The sequence below is a fragment of the Bradyrhizobium sp. MI1.3 genome (assembly GCF_055811695.1).
On sequence record NZ_JBVVPQ010000021.1, the window covers coordinates 98461 to 115425 of the forward strand.

The 16965-nt window shown below is 64.3% G+C and carries 18 protein-coding genes; 9 read left to right on the plus strand and 9 right to left on the minus strand.

The annotated features are described in order from the left end of the window. Nucleotides 1-27: 27 nt before the first annotated feature. Together AC0L3A_RS17710 and AC0L3A_RS17715 are read left to right on the plus strand one after the other, a co-directional pair. Nucleotides 28-1323 carry a dicarboxylate/amino acid:cation symporter gene (locus AC0L3A_RS17710; RefSeq protein WP_007599356.1) on the plus strand — a complete coding sequence of 432 codons (1296 nt, stop codon included), beginning with the start codon at nt 28-30 and terminating at the stop codon, nt 1321-1323. Nucleotides 1324-1335: 12 nt separating this feature from the next. Then, the gene (locus AC0L3A_RS17715) at nt 1336-2256 is read left to right on the plus strand and encodes an amino acid ABC transporter substrate-binding protein (protein WP_007599357.1); all 921 of its coding nucleotides are present in this window, start codon (nt 1336-1338) and stop codon (nt 2254-2256) included. A 372-nt stretch (nt 2257-2628) separates the two neighbouring features. Here AC0L3A_RS17715 and AC0L3A_RS17720 read toward each other — a convergent pair whose 3' ends face one another. From AC0L3A_RS17720 to AC0L3A_RS17735, 4 genes are all read right to left on the minus strand, one after another. Next, nucleotides 2629-2994 (minus strand): nuclear transport factor 2 family protein, encoded by a 366-nt coding sequence (locus AC0L3A_RS17720; protein WP_007599358.1) that lies wholly within the window; start codon nt 2992-2994, stop codon nt 2629-2631. Nucleotides 2995-3160: 166 nt separating this feature from the next. Continuing rightward, nucleotides 3161-3511: a RidA family protein gene (locus AC0L3A_RS17725; protein ID WP_007599359.1), complete on the minus strand. Its 351-nt coding sequence runs from the start codon at nt 3509-3511 to the stop codon at nt 3161-3163. Between the two features lie 115 nt (nt 3512-3626). Then, nucleotides 3627-4547, minus strand: a complete 921-nt coding sequence (locus tag AC0L3A_RS17730; RefSeq protein WP_219684562.1) for an extracellular catalytic domain type 1 short-chain-length polyhydroxyalkanoate depolymerase — start codon at nt 4545-4547, stop codon at nt 3627-3629. Beyond that, entirely contained in the window at nt 4548-6206 is a 1659-nt protein-coding gene (locus AC0L3A_RS17735; protein WP_035995413.1) for an FAD-binding dehydrogenase, read from the minus strand. It abuts the gene before it with no gap. A gap of 292 nt (nt 6207-6498) precedes the next feature. On the opposite strand from AC0L3A_RS17735, the gene AC0L3A_RS17740 reads away from it, so the two are divergent. The 5 genes from AC0L3A_RS17740 to AC0L3A_RS17760 all read left to right on the plus strand — a co-directional run bounded on the left by AC0L3A_RS17740 (nt 6499) and on the right by AC0L3A_RS17760 (nt 10790). After that, entirely contained in the window at nt 6499-7020 is a 522-nt protein-coding gene (locus tag AC0L3A_RS17740) for a hypothetical protein (protein ID WP_473254852.1), read from the plus strand. Between the two features lie 109 nt (nt 7021-7129). After that, nucleotides 7130-7324 carry a hypothetical protein gene (locus AC0L3A_RS17745; RefSeq protein WP_007599363.1) on the plus strand — a complete coding sequence of 65 codons (195 nt, stop codon included), beginning with the start codon at nt 7130-7132 and terminating at the stop codon, nt 7322-7324. Between the two features lie 24 nt (nt 7325-7348). Further along, nucleotides 7349-7939, plus strand: a complete 591-nt coding sequence (locus tag AC0L3A_RS17750; protein WP_007599364.1) for an SCO family protein — start codon at nt 7349-7351, stop codon at nt 7937-7939. A 91-nt stretch (nt 7940-8030) separates the two neighbouring features. Continuing rightward, nucleotides 8031-8966: a transporter substrate-binding domain-containing protein gene (locus tag AC0L3A_RS17755; RefSeq protein WP_007599365.1), complete on the plus strand. Its 936-nt coding sequence runs from the start codon at nt 8031-8033 to the stop codon at nt 8964-8966. A 180-nt stretch (nt 8967-9146) separates the two neighbouring features. Then, nucleotides 9147-10790 carry a lysine--tRNA ligase gene (locus AC0L3A_RS17760; protein ID WP_007599366.1) on the plus strand — a complete coding sequence of 548 codons (1644 nt, stop codon included), beginning with the start codon at nt 9147-9149 and terminating at the stop codon, nt 10788-10790. A gap of 124 nt (nt 10791-10914) precedes the next feature. Here the strand turns inward: AC0L3A_RS17760 and AC0L3A_RS17765 are convergent, their stop codons facing one another. Further along, on the minus strand, nt 10915-11661 hold the full coding sequence (locus tag AC0L3A_RS17765; protein ID WP_007599367.1) for a carbonic anhydrase: 747 nt from the start codon (nt 11659-11661) through the stop codon (nt 10915-10917). 138 nt (nt 11662-11799) lie between these two features. Next, nucleotides 11800-12453 carry a S24 family peptidase gene (locus AC0L3A_RS17770; protein ID WP_007599368.1) on the minus strand — a complete coding sequence of 218 codons (654 nt, stop codon included), beginning with the start codon at nt 12451-12453 and terminating at the stop codon, nt 11800-11802. A 290-nt stretch (nt 12454-12743) separates the two neighbouring features. On the opposite strand from AC0L3A_RS17770, the gene AC0L3A_RS17775 reads away from it, so the two are divergent. Then, nucleotides 12744-13088 carry a DUF952 domain-containing protein gene (locus AC0L3A_RS17775; protein WP_473254853.1) on the plus strand — a complete coding sequence of 115 codons (345 nt, stop codon included), beginning with the start codon at nt 12744-12746 and terminating at the stop codon, nt 13086-13088. Further along, entirely contained in the window at nt 13085-14182 is a 1098-nt protein-coding gene (locus tag AC0L3A_RS17780; RefSeq protein ID WP_007599377.1) for a quinone-dependent dihydroorotate dehydrogenase, read from the plus strand. Before AC0L3A_RS17775 ends, AC0L3A_RS17780 begins: the two co-directional genes overlap by 4 nt. Nucleotides 14183-14282: 100 nt before the next feature. Here AC0L3A_RS17780 and AC0L3A_RS17785 read toward each other — a convergent pair whose 3' ends face one another. The 3 genes from AC0L3A_RS17785 to AC0L3A_RS17795 all read right to left on the minus strand — a co-directional run bounded on the left by AC0L3A_RS17785 (nt 14283) and on the right by AC0L3A_RS17795 (nt 16731). Further along, nucleotides 14283-15614 (minus strand): MATE family efflux transporter, encoded by a 1332-nt coding sequence (locus AC0L3A_RS17785; protein ID WP_473254854.1) that lies wholly within the window; start codon nt 15612-15614, stop codon nt 14283-14285. 1 nt (nt 15615) lies between these two features. Further along, a complete protein-coding gene (locus tag AC0L3A_RS17790; RefSeq protein ID WP_219684569.1) occupies nt 15616-16350 on the minus strand; it encodes an MBL fold metallo-hydrolase in 735 nt (244 codons plus the stop codon). Between the two features lie 78 nt (nt 16351-16428). After that, a complete protein-coding gene (locus AC0L3A_RS17795) occupies nt 16429-16731 on the minus strand; it encodes a DUF6460 domain-containing protein (protein WP_219684570.1) in 303 nt (100 codons plus the stop codon). Nucleotides 16732-16965 lie beyond the last annotated feature (234 nt).

Consider the following 16965-nt stretch of genomic DNA (forward strand, 5'->3'; position numbering starts at 1 on the left):
AAGCGATCGGTGTAGCGGGGGTGTTCAATGTCGAACAGGTTTACGCAATTCATTCTGGTGGCGATGGTGCTGGGCATCATCATGGGCGCGGCGATCTACAATTTCCTGCCCGACACGCGGGGCGACTGGGCCTCGTCCATCAACCTGATCGCCGTGATCTTCCTGCGCCTGATCAAGATGATCATCGCGCCGCTGGTGTTTGCGACCCTGGTCGGCGGCATTGCTCATATGGGTTCGGGCTCCAAGCTCGGCCGCATCTTCGCCAAGACCATGGGCTGGTTCGTCAGCGCCTCTTTCGTCTCGCTGATGCTCGGCCTCGTGATGGTCAATCTGCTCCAGCCCGGCGCGAACTTCCCCGGTACGTTGCCTGACAAGGCGCAGTCGACGGGCCTGCCGGTTTCCGCCTTCTCGATCGAAAAATTCCTGACCCATCTGATCCCGACCTCGATCGCGGATGCGATGGCGCAGAACGAGATCCTGCAGATCGTGATCTTCGCCGTGTTCTTCTCGGTGGCGATGGGCTCAATGCCCGAGCGCTCCAAGCCGATCCTGGCGCTGATCGACGACATCGGCCATATCATGCTCAAGGTGACGGGCTATGTGATGCTGTTCGCGCCGTTCGCTGTCTGGGCCGCCATCACCGCGACGGTTGCCAAGAACGGCCTGCTGGTGCTCTGGAAGCTCATCGTCTTCATGGGTGGCTTCTATCTCTCGCTCGCGCTGCTGTGGGGCATCCTGGTGGTCGTGGGCTTCATCGTGATCGGGCCGCGCTACGCCCATCTGCTGAAGCTGATCCGCGAGCCGCTGATGATCGCGTTCTCCACTGCGAGCTCTGAAGCGGCCTATCCGAAAACCCTGGAGGGGCTGAACAAGTTCGGCGCCTCGTCGCGGATCTCGAGCTTCGTGCTGCCGCTCGGCTATTCCTTCAATCTCGACGGCACGATGATGTACTGCACCTTCGCGAGCATCTTCATCGCGCAGAGCTATCACATCGACATGCCGCTCGGCACGCAGCTCGCGATGCTGGCGACCCTGATGATCACCTCGAAGGGCGTCGCCGGCGTGCCGCGCGCCTCCCTCGTGGTGATCGCCTCGACGCTGTCGCAATTCGGCATCCCCGAGGCGGGGCTGTTGATGATCATGGGTATCGATACATTCCTCGACATGGGCCGCAGCGCCACCAACGTGATCGGCAACACACTCGCGACCTCGGTCGTGGCCAAGTGGGAAGGCGAGCTCGGGCCCGAGCACGAGCTTGGAGCGGGCGATGCCGTGCCGGGGGACATGATCCCTGGCGAAGTGCCCGCGATGGCCAGCCATTGATCGGAGTGCATCATGCGCCTTTCAATGGCGATATCGGGCGGCCTCTTGCTGGCAGCGTGCCAGCTGGCCACGGGTGCCTCCGCCCAGACCGGTGGCAGCGAAGGGCTTAGCCCGACGCTGTCAGCGATCAAGACCGCGCACACCGTGCGGCTCGGCTATCGCGAGAGCTCGCCGCCGTTCTCCTTCCTCGACCAGGCCAACCGGCCGATCGGCTACAGCCTCGAGCTCTGCGAGGCGATCGTCGAGGAGATCGGCGTCGAGGTCGACGATCCCAATCTCAAGATCGCCTACGTCAAGGTCACCTCGGATGACCGCATCGACGCCGTGCTCCAGAACAAGATCGACCTGGAATGCGGCTCGACCACGGCCAATGCCGAACGCGCCAAGCGCGTCGCCTTCTCGCCGCTGATGTTCGTCGCCGGCACCAAGTTGATGGTGCCGAAGGCCTCCAGCGTCCAGTCACTGACTGATCTGAAGGGCAAGACCATCGTGGTGACGAAGGGCACCACCAACGAGCAGGCGATCCAGGCGGCCGACAAGAAGTCCTCGTTGGGACTGACCATCGTTGTCGGTGCCGATCACGAACAGTCATACCAGATGCTCGTCGACGGCAAGGCCGATGCGTTCGCGACCGACGATATCCTGCTGTCCAGCCTGATCGTGCGCCACAAGGCGCAGGACAAGTTCCGCGTCACCGGCGATTACCTGTCCTACGACCCCTACGGCATCATGTTCCGCAAGGGCGAACCGCAACTGGCGGCGGTGGTCGACCGTACCTTCCGCAAGCTCGGCTCCAACCACGACCTCGTTCCGCTCTACAACAAATGGTTCACCGCACGGCTTCCGACCGGCGAGCGGCTGAACGTGCCGATCTCGCTGCAGTTGGAGGAAGCCTTCAAGGCGATGGACGATTCCGCGAGCGCGAATAACTAGCGCTTGTGCGATGAGCGCCGCTGCGCCCTCTCTCCTTACAAGGCAGGGCAATTGCATATCGCGTGCACGATGCGGCCCCATCGGCAGTGGGCTCCCTCTCCCGCTTGCGGGGGAGGGCTGGGGTGGGGGTGTCTCCGCGTCGGGATTGCTGAGAATTGCGCAGGATGTCCCTGTGTGGTGAGAGCCCTCACCCGCCGCGCGCGGGACGATGCTGCGCATCGCCCGGGGCGCGTCGGCCTCTCCCGCAAGCGGGAGAGGCGTCGGCCTCTCCCGCAAGCGGGAGAGGCGGAGCAAGCCCGCGGTCCTCGTGAAATCCATATGCGATTGCCCTGCCTTACCAGCGGAGAGGGCGCAGCAACGATCAGCGCGCGCTCACGCGCCGGCGGGCACCTGGTCCAGAAATCCCGTGATGCTCCTGATGCGGCCGTCCTTCAGCACGGCGAAATCCGTCCCCTTGATCGGGCTGTCGATGCCATCAGGACCAAGGCCCCAACTGAAGCGGACATGGTCGCCGTAGCCGTTGGGCTCGCCGATCAGCTTGAACTTGAAATCGGGAAAGCGCTGCTGCACGCCTGCGATCAGCGCATCGACGCCGTCATGGCCGTCGCCCTTCATCAGGGGATCGACATAGCTCGCATCCGCCGTCCAGTTCTGGCTCAGCAGTTCGCGCCGGCGATCGGCTGCACGTTCGTTCCAGAGGTCGATATAGCGGCGGGCGATGGTGATCGGGTCGGTCATTGTCGTCTCCTTCGATGGCGCCGTGTCGTTCGGCTGACCTGACTATCGAAGGTTCACGCGCGCTGATCGATTACCTCGGAGGTCATGCGCATGATCCGGGAAAGTGTGAAGCGGTTTCCCGATCGGATCATGCGCCGACAAGCGCGCGCAAATGTTTGTCGCGAACTTACTTGGCCGCAGTGACCATGATTTCGACGGTGTATTGTGCTGCCGCGAGCTTGGCTTCGACGGTGGCGCGCGCCGGCGTGTTGCCGGGCGAGACCCAGGCGTCCCACACCGCATTCATCTCGCCAAACGTCTTCATGTCGGTGATGTAGATCGTGGCCGAGAGCAGTTTCGACTTGTCGGTGCCGGCCTTGGCGAGATGGCTGTCGATGGTCGCCAGGATGTCCTGGGTCTGCTTCGTCACGCTTTCGCCGGCGGCGTTGTTGGCGACGACACCGGCGAGATAGACGGTGTTGCCGTGCACGACGACCTGGCTCATGCGCGGGCCGGTTTCAAGACGCTGAATGCTCATTGGGAGTCTCCTTTGAATGGCGGCCCTGTCTAGCGCAGCGGCTTGCCCTGTGCCACCCCAGGCACGCATGCATTGCAAGGCACGCATGCGTCGCCGGCTATGCATGCGTTGCACTTCAAGGAAACTGGCCGAAGAACGTCCAGATCGTCTCGGCTGCGTCGATGTCGCCGTTCTGCGTCCCGAGCAAGCTGGTTGCGACCTTCGGGAAGCGGGCATCCGGAGAAAATCCGGGCATGCGATGGCCGCCTTGATTGATCCGATAAAGCACGACCTCGTGCCCCTCAGGACAGCGCGAGGAGATTCGTGTCACCGTCGACTGGTCTGCGGGCGCCCTGTCGGGCAGATCGGTCATGTCGGAATTATCGATCTCGCAGCCGTTGAGCTTGCGCCAGAACGCAAGCGTCTCGTCGGTGGACCAGAAACCGTCTGCGGCATAATAGCTCGATCCGCGGCCGCCCTCGTAGGGGACCAGCGGATCGGCCGTGCCGTTCATCAGCAGCATCGGCAGCGGCCGCGACGGATGGCACGTGACAGCGGCCTCATCGGTGAGATTCATGCTCACGCTCGCGCCGGCAGCAAACAGATCGGCGCGGGCGCAGACGAGCGTCATTGCCATGGCGCCGCCATTGGAAATGCCGGTGACATAGACGCGGCGAGGGTCGGCGGTGCCGTTCGCCACCAGCTTCTCGACCAGCTTTGCGATGAAGGCGACGTCGTCGGTGCCCGCGCGCGGACCACGGAGCGCCGGTCCCGCCTTGGTCCGCGCATCGACCCATGCGTGGTTGAGGCCATCAGGAAAGACCACCGCAAACCCTTCGCGCTTTGCGACCTGCGGCCACGCCGTCCGCGTCATCATGTCGGCGCCGCGCTGGGTCTTGCCGTGCAGCACGACGACGAGCGGCACCAGCCGCTTCGCCGGCAATTGCACAGCGTAGGACCGCTTCACGCCGTCGATATCGATCGTATCGGCGGACGCAGCCGGGGCGGCGGCCAATGCCGCAACAAGCGCCGCGATGCGCAGCCGCCGCCGCATCATCTAGCCCACGGCTTTCGCCGCGGCCCGGCCTGCATTGCGGCCCGAGAACAGGCAGCCGCCGAGGAACGTGCCTTCCAGCGAACGATAGCCGTGCACGCCGCCGCCGCCGAAGCCGGCAGCTTCGCCCGCTGCATAGAGGCCGGGAATGACGCTGCCCTCCTCGCCGAACACGCGCGAAGAGAGGTCGGTCTCGAAACCGCCCAGCGTCTTGCGGGTGAGGATGTTGAGCTTGACCGCGATCAGCGGCCCTTGCGCGGGATCGAGGATGCGGTGCGGGGAGGCGGTGCGGATCAGCCTGTCGCCGATATAACGCCGCGCATTGTGAATGTTCATCACCTGCGCATCCTTGACGTAAGGGTTGGCGATCTCACGGTCGCGCGCCTCAATCTGCATCTTGATGTGCTCGAGCTTGAGGAGGTCGCTGCCGGCCAGCTTGTTCATGGCCGCAACGAGATCCTCGATCTTGTCGCGCACGATGAAGTCGACACCATGGCTTTTGAACGCTTCCACCGGCGCCGGTGCGCCCTTGTTGGTGGCGCGCTTGATTGTCATGCGCCAGCTCTTGCCGGTGAGGTCGGGATTCTGCTCCGAGCCCGACAGCGCAAACTCCTTCTTGATGATGCTCTGGGTCAGGATGAACCAGGAATAATCGTAGCCGGTGGACATGATGTATTGGAGCTGGCCGAGCGTGTCGGAGCCGGGAAACAACGGCGCCGGCAAGCGCGTGCCGGTGGCGTCGAACCACATCGAGGAAGGGCCGGGCAGAATGCGGATACCGTGGCGCGGCCAGATCGGTGACCAGTTCTGGATGCCTTCGACATAATGCCACATGCGGTCGCGGTTGATCAGCCGCGCGCCTGATTTTTCGGTGATGCCGATCATGCGGCCGTCGACATGCTCCGGCACGCCGGAGATCATGAATTTGGGCGGCGCGCCGAGCCGCTTCGGCCAGTTCTGCCGCACCAGCTCGTGATTGCCGCCGATGCCGCCCGAGGCGACGATCACGGCTTGCGCCTTCAACGCAAACTCGCCGATGACGTTGCGCGAGGAGCTTTTTCCCCGCTCGACATTATCCGGGGCGAGAATGGCACCGCTGACGCCATCCACCGTGCCGTTGGTGATCGAGAGCGCATCGACGCGATGGCGGAACCTGAAGCTCAGCCGGCCGCTCCTGAGGGCCTCGCGCGCGCGGCGCTCGAACGGCTCGACGATGCCGGGCCCGGTGCCCCAGGTGACATGAAAGCGCGGCACCGAATTGCCGTGGCCCATCGCATCATAGCCGCCGCGCTCGGCCCATCCGACCACGGGAAAGATGCGATGGCCCATCGCGCGCAGCCACGCACGCTTCTCGCCGGCCGCGAACGCCACATAGGCCTCGGCCCATTGCCGAGGCCAGAAATCCTCGTCGCGGTCGAAGCCGGCGGTGCCAAGCCAGTCCTGCATCGCAAGGTCGAAGGAGTCCCTGATGCCGAGCCGGCGCTGCTCCGGCGAATCGACCAGGAACAATCCGCCGAACGACCAGAACGCCTGGCCGCCGAGCGACTGCTCGCCCTCCTGGTCGACCACGATCACGCGCTTGCCGGCGTCCGCGATCTCGGTTGCGGCCACGAGGCCCGACAGTCCTGCGCCGACAACGATGACGTCAGTCTCTTCAGCCATCTGTTCGGCCATATGTTGCCCCCTCCATGTGTTCCCCCTCCACAGGTTCCTCCCTGTAGTTGCCCGGATTGAAGCCGGCGGTTGCAACTGAGATCAAGAGTACGGCGCGTAAGACATCGTTAACTTGTTCCACTTCGGGAAAAAGACCGGCTGAGTGCAGCGCCGGCGCAACACTGGATTTGAATTTGTTTTGAGCGAGCCGGCATGCCTAGACAAAACCGCGGTTACGACGGACCCTAGCAGGGCATCACCACCTGACACACAGATTCGAATTCGACTGGGGCGGGGGCCAATGAAGTTTCTGACGGGGTTGTTTGCGGCGGTTCTCCTGATCGCGAGCATGGGCGCTTCTCACGCGGTGGTTCGGATCGCGGATGACCGCGGCGGCCGGATCGGAACCTACGTCGACAAATACCAGGACCTGCGACAGTCGGGCGACACCGTCATCATCGACGGTCTCTGCGCCTCTGCCTGCACCATCGTCCTCGGCGCCATCCCGCCCGACCGCATCTGCGTGACGTCGCACGCGACATTGGGCTTCCACGCAGCGTGGGATTTCGGCAGCAACGGCCGTGCCGTCACCAATACCGAAGCGACCCAGATGCTCTATGCGATGTATCCCTCGCAGGTGAAGCGCTGGATCAATCAGCGCGGCGGGCTCACCCCGCATATGCTGTTCCTGAAGGGCCGGCAGCTCCAGGCCATGTACAAGCCCTGCTACCTCGACGCGCAGGCCTCGGCCAACAAGCCGTCGCGCGCGCCACTCCCGCAAGCGGATCGGCTCGAATCCGCCCGGGGCCAGCTCTTGCACTGACGTCCTCGGCCTGACGGGATTCTTTGCCAGCCGGTGCTGCCTTGCCCGCAGGCGGGGCAAAGCTTATCTGAACGCTCGGGAAACTCACGTTTTCACCCCGATCGTTGTCATGGCTCAACCACTGCACCCCGCCCATCCTGTATCGGACAATTCGCCCACTGCCGGCCGGATGCCGTTCGTGCTGCTGTTGGCGGGTGCCGGCGTCGGCAGCCTGGTCGTGCTCGGTGCGCTCGCGCTCTGGTTCCACTATGGCAGCCAGGTGTTCTTCGAAATGATCAGGACCGGTTTTGCCGCCTGCTTCTGACCCGCGACAGGAAGTTTTCCGCCCATGAGTTCCACCGCCCGTCCGCTGGTGATCGCGACCGCCTTCGCCGCAAGCCTCGTCCTCGGGCTCCTGATCGTATTCTGGGCCATGGGCGGGGTCAGCAAGGTGGCGCAGCCGGCCGCGATCGGCGGCCCGTTCCAGCTCACCGACCAGAACGGCAAGCCCGTCACCGACAAGAACCTGAAGGGCAAGCCGACCTTGATCTTCTTCGGCTACACCCATTGCCCCGATGTCTGCCCAACCTCGCTGTTCGAGATCTCGGAAGTGCTGCGCGCGATGGGCAAGGACGCCGACAAGGTCAACGCCGTCTTCATCTCGGTCGATCCCGAGCGCGATACGCCGGGGACGATGAAGGATTATCTGTCGAGCTTCGACCCGCACCTCGAAGGCCTCAGCGGCGATCCTGCCGAGACCGCCAAGGTGATCACCTCCTACCGGGTCTACGCCAAGAAAGTCCCGACCAAGGACGGCGACTACACCATGGACCACACCGCGCTGATCTATCTGATGGACCGCGACGGTCGCTTCGTCTCGCCGTTCAACCTGAAGCGCACGCCGGAAGAAGCCGCAGTGGACTTGAAGCGGTATCTGTAGGCTCCCTATTCGCCGCAATCGGCGCTCGCGTTCCCGGCCGGATGGGCTATAAGGCCCTCCGATCCCAACGAAAATCGTTCATTTTCAGCCGATGGCTCCATCGCAACAGGCGAAATCGTCCAAATCCGCCCGTGGCTTGCTGACCGGGCTGGTCGTCGGCGTCTGCCTGCTCGCTGCCGCGCCGTGCGCGCAGGCGCAGGCTCCGGCCAAGCAGCCCCCAACGGCGCCGCAAGCCTCACCTCAGGTCGCGCCGCAAGCCGCACCCCAGGCCGTGCCGGGCTTCTGGGACCCACGGCGGCGGCCGGAGCGGCCGGACCTGTCGCGCCTGACAGTGATCCGTTTCCTGACCGAGACCGACTATCCGCCGTTCAACTATACCGGCGCCGACGGCAATCCGGCCGGCTTCAACGTCGACTTCGCCCGCGCGCTGTGCGAGGAGATCAAGGTCACCTGCACGGTGCAGATGCGCCGCTTCGAGACGCTGGTCGATGCACTCGCCTCCAACCGGGGCGACGCCATCATCGCCTCGATGGCGGTGAGCCCGCAGCTCCGCGCCCGGGTCGACTTCACCGATCCCTATTACCGCGTGCCGGCGCGCTTCGTCTCGCGCAAGGACGCGGTGATGCCGGAGATCCGGCCCGAATATCTCGAAGGCAAGAAGGTCGGCGTCATCGCCGGCTCCGCGCATGAAGCCTATCTCAAGGCGATGTTCACCGACGCCGAGCTGCACCCCTATCCCAACGACGATGCCGTGCGCGCCGCCTTGCGCAAGGGCGAGGTCGACTTCATCTTCGGCGACGCCATCGCGCTTGCGTTCTGGATCAACGGCACCGATTCCGGCGATTGTTGCGCCTTCTCCGGCGGTCCCTTCGTCGAAAGCCGCTTCTTCGGCGAAGGCATCGGCATCGCCGTGCGCAAGGGCAACGACGTGCTGCGCCAGGCCCTGAACTGGGCGATGTTCCGCGTCTGGGAAAAGGGCCGCTACACGGATCTGTGGCTGCGGTACTTCTCGGTGAGCCCGTTTTAGTTCGCTGCCTCCTCGTTGTCATTGCGAGGAGCGCAGCGACGAAGCAATCCAGAGTGCTTCTGCGCGAAGATTCTGGATTGCTTCGCTTCGCTCGCAATGACGGTGGGTGCGGTTGCACCGTCTCGCAAAATTGCATTCTGCCCGGAAATCGCTATTTTCCGCGCCCCGGAGGCCCCTTAGATGTCCGTTATCGATCTTGCCGCGAACCCGAGCGATCTGCGTGCGCTCGCCGAACAATCCAACGCCTGGCCGTTCGAGCAGGCGAAGGCCATTGTCGCGCGGCTGAAGAAAAGCCCGAAGGACGAGGTGCTGTTCGAGACCGGCTACGGGCCATCAGGCCTGCCGCATATCGGCACCTTCGGCGAGGTCGCGCGCACCTCGATGGTGCGGCACGCCTTTCATGTGCTGACCGAGAACAAGATCAGGACCCGCCTGCTCGCGTTCTCCGACGACATGGACGGGTTTCGGAAAGTGCCCGACAACGTCCCCAACAAGGAGATGCTGGCCGCGCATCTCGGCAAGCCGCTGACGCGCGTGCCGGACCCGTTCTCCAACGAGTACCCGTCGTTCGGGCACCACAACAATGCGCGGCTGCGCGCCTTCCTCGATCATTTCGGCTTCGACTACGAATTCGCGAGCTCGACCGACTATTACACGTCCGGCCGTTTCGACGCGACGCTGCTTAAAATGCTCGCGGCCTACGACAAGGTGATGGCGATCATCCTGCCGACGCTCGGCCCCGATCGCCGCGCGACCTATTCGCCGTTCCTCCCCATCAGCAAGACCACGGGTGTGGTGCTGCAGGTGCCGATGATCCGCCGCGACGTTGCGGCCGGCACCGTGACCTATCTCGATCCCGATACCAACCAGGAAGTCGAGACGCTGGTCACCGGCGGCAACGTCAAGTGCCAATGGAAGGCCGACTGGGCGATGCGCTGGGTTGCGCTCGGCGTCGATTACGAGATGGCCGGCAAGGATTTGATCGACTCGGTCAAACTCTCCGGCGCGATCGCGAGGGCACTCGGCGCCACGCCGCCGGAGGGCTTCAACTACGAGCTCTTCCTCGACGACAAGGGCCAGAAGATTTCGAAGTCGAAGGGCAACGGGCTGACCATCGACGAATGGCTGCGCTACGCCTCGCCGGAATCGCTGTCGCTGTTCATGTATCGCGAGCCGAAGGCGGCCAAGCGGCTGTATTTCGACGTCATCCCGCGCAACGTCGACGACTACCAGCAGTTCATCGACGGCTTTGCCAAGCAGGACGCCAAACAGCAGCTCGGCAATCCGGTCTGGCACGTTCACAGCGGCCATCCGCCGAAGTTCGATATGCCCGTCACGTTCCAGCTCTTGCTGACGCTGGTGTCGTCGTCGAATGCGGAGAATGCCGAGACGCTGTGGGGTTTCATTGGCCGCTATCGGCCTGGCGTGAGCCCGCAGACGCATCCCAAGCTCGACGCGATGGTCGGCTATGCCATCAACTATTATCGCGACTTCGTCGCGCCGACGAAGACGTTCCGCGAACCGACCGAGACCGAGCGCGCGGCGCTGCAGGATTTGCGCGATGCATTATCGCAGCTGCCGCAGGATGCCACGGCCGAGGACATCCAGAACGTCGTCTACGAGATCGGCCGCCGCGAGCCGTTCCTCGATCCGGTCAAGAAGGGCAAGGACGGCCGTCCCGGCGTGACACTCGACTGGTTCAACATGCTCTACCAGGTGCTGCTCGGCCAGGAAAAGGGCCCGCGCTTCGGCTCCTTTGTCGCGGTGTATGGCGTGCAGAACGCGGTGAACATGATCGACGGCGCACTGGCGCGGAGTGCGTGAGGCGGTTGTAGCGAACGCGTAGCCCGGATGAGCGAAGCGACATCCGGGGTTTTCGCTAGTTAGCCGCACCAGCGGTCCCGGATGTCGCTTCGCTCATTCGGGCTACGGACCTTCAGCCCCCCGCTCAGGTCGACCGCAGCACGTAGCGCCGGTTATCCTTCTGCACCGGGCGCGCGTTCATCGGGTAGAGCTTTGCGAATGCGGCGACGTCGGTGGCCGACGCCTGGATGGGGGTCGTCAACAACAGCCACTCGACCACTTCTGAGCAAGGCGGCGTCGTCAGCGAGCCGGGATAGCGGAAGTAGCTGAGCCTCGTGGGCAGCATGGCGTGGGGATCGATGGTCGAATCCGCCTTCACGGCGGGGCCTTCCGCGGCCGGCATGGTCTTGACGATCTTGCCGAAGGCAGGGTTCGGCCTGCCCTCGGCCATCAGCACGCCGACCACGGCGAGCCCGCCGGCATCGTTGCGGTGGACGAAATGCGCCTCCATCGGAAAATTCTTGCCGCCGATCATGTGCTCGCTCGGCCGGTGGAAATGCACCTGGAGCAGCTTGTATTTGACGTCGCCGAGCGTGAGCGTGCTGCCCTCGGTGAAGTTGAGCTGGATCGTGTGCCCGTTGTTGACGATGGTGTCGGCGCTCTTGCCCCAGTTCAGCTTCAGCGCGGGCAGTTGCGATTTGACCGTCGCCTCGATGTCGATCGGCGATTGTTGCAGGCCGACCGCGCAGGCCTTGTTGGCCGCGTCGAGATCGCCCCATTTGGCGCCGGCGCCTTCATAACTCCAATGCGCACCTTCGGCGGCGAAGGCCGGCTTGCAGAGCGGACAAAGCGCAAGACCTGCGAGGGCCTTCAATGCGTGACGGCGATCCATCATATTCCCCCTGACATGAATTTGCTCGGCAATGAGTGGCCGCAACCTATGCGAGAGAGATGCTGAGTCGCAAGGATGCCCGCGGCGAATGCGGCGCGGCTGAAATCATCGCCCGGTCACGACGCAGGCGAGACGTGATCACTGGCTCGCCCACACGATCCGCGCGATCCAGCCGACCTCGCTCGCTGCCATCCTGCGTTCGGCCTGGGAGGCATCGAGCGGCTGCAAATCCACAGCCTTTGCCGTGCGGCGCTTCAGCGTCGCCACCGTCACCTCGCCTGCCCTGGTCTTCACCACCACGCGATCCCCTTTGCGGATCGGCGCGCCGGGTGCGACCAGGATGATGTCGCCGTCGCGATAGGCGGGCGCAAGCGCTTCGCCGGAAATCTGCAGCGCGAAGCTGTGGTTGTCCTCGGCGGCGGGAAGGGCAAATTCGGTCCAGCTCTTGCCGATGGGAAGGCCGGACTCGTCGAAGGCGCCGCTCGCGCCCGCCAGTGCCAAGCCGAGCAGCGGCACCGAGCGGCCGCCGCCTGCCTCGTCGCCGACCAGCCTGGCAAAAATGTCGATCGAGGAATCTGCCGCCGCCAGCGCTTTCGCGATCGATTCGGTCGAGGGCCAGCGCTCGCGGCCGTCGGAGGTGACGCGCTTGGACTTGTTGAAGGTGGTGGGATCGAGCCCGGCGCGCTTGGCGAGGCCCGACGGCGACAAGCCGGCGCGCGCCGCCAGCCGATCCAGCGCGCCCCAGATCTGGTCGTGAGTGAGGATCCTCTGCGCTTTGGCCTGCCTGACCATGAAAGGTCCAGCCCGTCGCAACTCAGGAAAACTATCCTCGAATCAACCGGTTTTCCGCTTTTTGCGCAAGGGGCACGCTGAGCGTGTTTTCAAGCGAACCGGTTACCGGTTCGCACCAGGAAACGCGTCAAAGCAGGAATTTGGCGCTCCGCTTCGATTTCATCGGAACGGAAATGGCTCTAAGTCTTGAGTTCGGAGGGGGCGGCCATTACGGTCGCGCCCGGGTTTCAGGGACCCGCACGACCCAAAAACCCCAAAAGACTCAACGAGCAAACAGGGCTGCGTAAGCGGTGGTCAAGATCTACAAAATCTGTCCGGCCTCGGCCTGGCGTGAGGCGGAACGGCAGGGCGTCTACCGCGGCAGCGCGGACGATTCGCGCGACGGATTCATCCATTTCTCCACCGCCGTCCAGGTTCCCGAGACCCTGCGCAAGCATTATCTCGGGCAGCGCGCGCTGTTCCTGGTCGAGGTCGACGGCGATGCGCTCGGCAGCGCATTGCGCTGGGAGCGTTCGCGCAATGAGGAGCTGTTTCCGCATCTCTATGGCGAACTCGATCTCGGTGCGGTGATTGCCGTGATGAACCTCAACACGCGCTCCGACGGTGGCCACGATGTTCCGGAGCTTGCCCCGTGATCCGCGCTTTCGACGCTCTCTCGCTGCCGGTGTTGCGTTGGCTCGATCCGGAGGATGCGCATCGCCTCGCGATCCAGGGCCTGCGCTTCCTGCCGCCGGGCAAGCCGCACGCTGACGATCCCAAGCTTGCGGTGCGTGCGTTCGGGCTCAACTTCCCCAATCCGATCGGCATGGCCGCGGGCTTCGACAAGAGCGCCGAAGTGCCGGATGCGCTGCTGCGGCTCGGCTTCGGCTTCGTCGAGATCGGCTCGGTGACGCCGAAGCCGCAAAGCGGCAATCCGCGACCGCGGCTGTTTCGTCTGGAACGCGACGAAGCCGTGATCAATCGCATGGGCTTCAACAATGACGGCGCGGAGACAGCGCTGCGCAGGCTCGCGGCGCGCGCGCAGCACGGCGGCATCGTCGGCGTCAATGTCGGCGCCAACAAGGATTCGCCCGACCGCGTCAATGACTACGTCAAGCTGATCGAGACATTTGCGCCGGTCGCGAGCTATTTCACCGTCAACGTGTCCTCGCCGAACACGCCGGGCCTGCGCAATCTGCAGGAAGGCGCGCTGCTCGACGATCTCCTCGCCAGGGTGATCGACGCGCGCGAGCGGGTGCGGCAAAAGGCCGGCGACACGCCGGTGCTGCTCAAGATCGCGCCGGATTTGAGCCTCGCCCAGCTCGACGACGTCGTGCAGGTCGCACGCTCGCGCCGGGTCGACGGCATGATCGTGTCGAACACCACGATCGCGCGGCCGAGCACGCTGCGCGAGGAGATGCGCGCCAAGGAGCAGGGCGGCCTGTCCGGCCGGCCGCTGTTCCGGCTGTCGACGCGGATGGTCGCGGAAACCTATGTGCGCGTCGAGGGCGCATTCCCCCTGATCGGCGTCGGGGGTGTGGACTCGGGCGGCGCCGCGCTGACGAAAATCCGCGCCGGCGCGAGCCTGATCCAGCTCTATTCGTCGCTGGTCTACAAGGGCCTCGGCCTCGTCGACGAGATCAAGCGCGATCTCGCCTCGACCCTATTGCGCACCGGGCGGGATTCTCTCTCCGAGATCGTCGGCTCCGACGCCGCCACGTTGACGGCGGAAGCCTGGCCGGGGATGTAGCTCTTCGCCGCGTAGCCCGGATGGAGCGAAGCCCAATCCGGGATTCTATCCGCGGACGCGAAGGTCCCGGATTACGCTTTCGCTCCATCCGGGCTACGCGTTACAGCGACTGCTTCGAAAACGTCTTCCTGTACAGCGCCGGATAGCGCGCGGCCTGCAAGCCGCCGCGCGAGACGTAGGAGGCGATCAGCGCGCTCCACAGCCCGGCATTGCCGAACGATTGCAGCGCCCACCAGGTGGCGAGGAAGATCGCGAGTGAGGCCAGCATCAGATTGCGCATCGCGCGCGCCCAGGTCGCGCCGATATAGATGCCGTCGAAGCCGAAGGCGAACACGCCGGGAATGGGCGCAAGCACGACGAACGGCAGGAATTCCCGGGCGCCGCGACGGACGGCTTCGCTCGTCGTCATGAAATCGATCAAGTTCGGTCCGAACAGCGCAAACAGCGCGGACACGACCAGCGCGAAGCCGAGCCCCCATAGCAGCACCAGCCGGGTCGAATCCGCAAATCCCCTGGCGTCGCGTGCGCCAAGCGTACGGCCGCAAAGCTGCTGGGCTGCGTTGGCAAGACCGTCGAGGAAGAAGGCGCTGACCAGCAGAAAATTGTTGAGCACGGAATTGGCGGCCAGCGTGACGTCGCCGGCCCGCGCGCCCTTGGCGGTGAAAAACAGAAACACCGCGATCAGCGCCGCGGTGCGGATCAGGATGTCGGAATTCACCGCCAGCAGCCGCATCAGCTTGGCCCGGTCGAACAGCTCTGCGTATGACACCGCGAACCCACCGTCCGCATAGCGGCGGCAGACCATCATGCCGAGCCCGAATCCGGCCGCTTCGGACAGCAGCGCGGCGATCGCAGCACCGGCGATGCCGGTGTCGTAGACCAGCACCAGCAGGATCGTCGCGGCCGCGTTGACGAGATTGATGACAATTTGGAGCGCGAGCGCCGGATTGGCGCGGGCCTGGCCGACCAGCCAGCCGAGGATGACGTAATTGGCGAGCGCCAGCGGCGCCGACCAGATCCGGATCACGAAATAGGTCTTCGCCGCGCGCGTGACGCCTTCGCTGCCGCCCATCAGGTCGAACAGCACGGCGGCCAGCGGCAGTTGCAGCGCGATCAGGGCCATGCCGATCAGGCCCGCGACGATGAAGCCGCGCACCAGGATCGCGGTCAGCTCGCGCGTCTCGCCGGCGCCGAGCGCCTGCGCCGTGAAGGCGAGCGTGCTCATGCGCAGGAAGCCGAACAGCCAGAACAGGCAATCGAAGATGACGGACGCTATTGCGACGCCGCCGAGCAGCGCGGCATCGTCGAGCCGTCCGATCGCGGTGGTCGAGACCACCCCGATCAACGGCGTGGTGAGGTTGGCGACCATCGCCGGGCCTGCGATGGCGAAGACCTGACGGGAACCGATCTTCAAGTGAACGGGTGCGTGCATGTCAGAACACGAGCACCATGCCGTCTTCGGCGGCGAGATGGGCGATGTCGTCGAGGCGCGACAGCACGTCTTCGCTCATATGGGTGAGGACGAGGCGTTTTGCGCTAATTTCGGGCAGGTGCTGTTCCAAGGTCTTCAGGCTGAGGTGATTCTTGACCACCTTCTCGTACATATAGGCCTCGACGATGAAAAGGTCCGCGCTATGCGCCAGCGGAATGAGCGTCTCCGTCCATTCGGTATCGGCGCTGTAGGCCAGCGTGCGGCCCTCGGCCTCGATGCGATAGGCGAGGAACGGTCCGCCGGATTCGCCGTGCACGACGGGATAGGGCGTCACCGTCACCGCGCCGAAGCTTTGGCTCTGCCCGGGCGCGAGCTCGACGACCGACAGCTCGAAGCGCCGGTCCGTCTTGGAGGAATGCTCGAACAGAGCCTCCATCACCGTACGCAGCCGCGTCTCGATGCCTTTGGGGCCGGCGATGGTGAGCGGCCGCGTCCGCCGCGAGAATTGCGCGTCGAGCAGGACAAACGGCAGCCCGGCAAAATGGTCGCCGTGGAAATGCGTGATCAGGATGAGATCGATCTCATTGCAGTCGATCTCGAGTCGCTTCAGCGCCGGCAGAGCCGACGCGCCGCAATCGATCAGGAAGTTGGCCTCGCGCCCCGAGACGTGGAAGCAGGTGTTGAGCCTGCCGCCCGATCCGAAGGCGTCGCCGCAGCCGACAAAGCGCAATTGCATCGGCCGCGAGCTCCCTAGAGCATGATCCGGAAAAGTGTGAAGCGGTTTTCCGACAAGATCATGCTCAAAACTAACGACTTACCTGCGCGGCGCACCGAAAACGCGCATCAGCAGCCAGATCGGAATCACGATGACAGCGCCGAGCAGGAAGTAGCGCCACAGCCAGTTCACGGTGTCGAAGCCGAGATCCCACAAACGCTGGAACAGAAGACGAATGCTTAAGATGATATTCCAGGGATCGAAGCCGATCGCCGCCAGCACGACGCCGACAAGGATCGAGAGCAGCACCAGGCGAAACGCGACCGCCAGCGGCGAGCCGCCGAGAAAGCGGTTCAGGCCGTCACCGCGGCCGGCCGGCAAATCTCTGACGTCGTGGGCCATCTCAAACTCCTCAGGGGATTCGACCCTATCATAGGGCAAGGCGGGGGACATGGGGAACCCGCAACGGGGCGTCAATCGGCTTACGGGATTTTAATTCGGGCAGGGCGGGTACGCCTTCGTTGCGAGATGATCGTGCCGCAGGCTCGCTGCAACCTCTCCCGCTTGCGAGGGCTTTGCGTAAATCGCGAATCTGCGATTCTCTAAGAGACATCTGAAGAGGATCTGGGGATGGCA

Excerpts from the sequence above, each read along its gene's own strand:
- AC0L3A_RS17765 (WP_007599367.1), bottom strand. The coding sequence starts at position 11,661 with ATGGATCGCCGTCACGCATTGAAGGCCCTCGCAGGTCTTGCGCTTTGT.
- AC0L3A_RS17745 (WP_007599363.1), top strand. The coding sequence starts at position 7,130 with ATGGCTCAACCACTGCACCCCGCCCATCCTGTATCGGACAATTCGCCC.
- AC0L3A_RS17725 (WP_007599359.1), bottom strand. The coding sequence starts at position 3,511 with ATGAGCATTCAGCGTCTTGAAACCGGCCCGCGCATGAGCCAGGTCGTC.
- AC0L3A_RS17785 (WP_473254854.1), bottom strand. The coding sequence starts at position 15,614 with ATGCACGCACCCGTTCACTTGAAGATCGGTTCCCGTCAGGTCTTCGCC.
- AC0L3A_RS17730 (WP_219684562.1), bottom strand. The coding sequence starts at position 4,547 with ATGATGCGGCGGCGGCTGCGCATCGCGGCGCTTGTTGCGGCATTGGCC.
- AC0L3A_RS17795 (WP_219684570.1), bottom strand. The coding sequence starts at position 16,731 with ATGGCCCACGACGTCAGAGATTTGCCGGCCGGCCGCGGTGACGGCCTG.
- AC0L3A_RS17735 (WP_035995413.1), bottom strand. The coding sequence starts at position 6,206 with ATGGCTGAAGAGACTGACGTCATCGTTGTCGGCGCAGGACTGTCGGGC.
- AC0L3A_RS17755 (WP_007599365.1), top strand. The coding sequence starts at position 8,031 with ATGGCTCCATCGCAACAGGCGAAATCGTCCAAATCCGCCCGTGGCTTG.
- AC0L3A_RS17710 (WP_007599356.1), top strand. The coding sequence starts at position 28 with ATGTCGAACAGGTTTACGCAATTCATTCTGGTGGCGATGGTGCTGGGC.
- AC0L3A_RS17760 (WP_007599366.1), top strand. The coding sequence starts at position 9,147 with ATGTCCGTTATCGATCTTGCCGCGAACCCGAGCGATCTGCGTGCGCTC.
- AC0L3A_RS17750 (WP_007599364.1), top strand. The coding sequence starts at position 7,349 with ATGAGTTCCACCGCCCGTCCGCTGGTGATCGCGACCGCCTTCGCCGCA.
- AC0L3A_RS17715 (WP_007599357.1), top strand. The coding sequence starts at position 1,336 with ATGCGCCTTTCAATGGCGATATCGGGCGGCCTCTTGCTGGCAGCGTGC.
- AC0L3A_RS17770 (WP_007599368.1), bottom strand. The coding sequence starts at position 12,453 with ATGGTCAGGCAGGCCAAAGCGCAGAGGATCCTCACTCACGACCAGATC.
- AC0L3A_RS17790 (WP_219684569.1), bottom strand. The coding sequence starts at position 16,350 with ATGCAATTGCGCTTTGTCGGCTGCGGCGACGCCTTCGGATCGGGCGGC.
- AC0L3A_RS17720 (WP_007599358.1), bottom strand. The coding sequence starts at position 2,994 with ATGACCGACCCGATCACCATCGCCCGCCGCTATATCGACCTCTGGAAC.
- AC0L3A_RS17740 (WP_473254852.1), top strand. The coding sequence starts at position 6,499 with ATGAAGTTTCTGACGGGGTTGTTTGCGGCGGTTCTCCTGATCGCGAGC.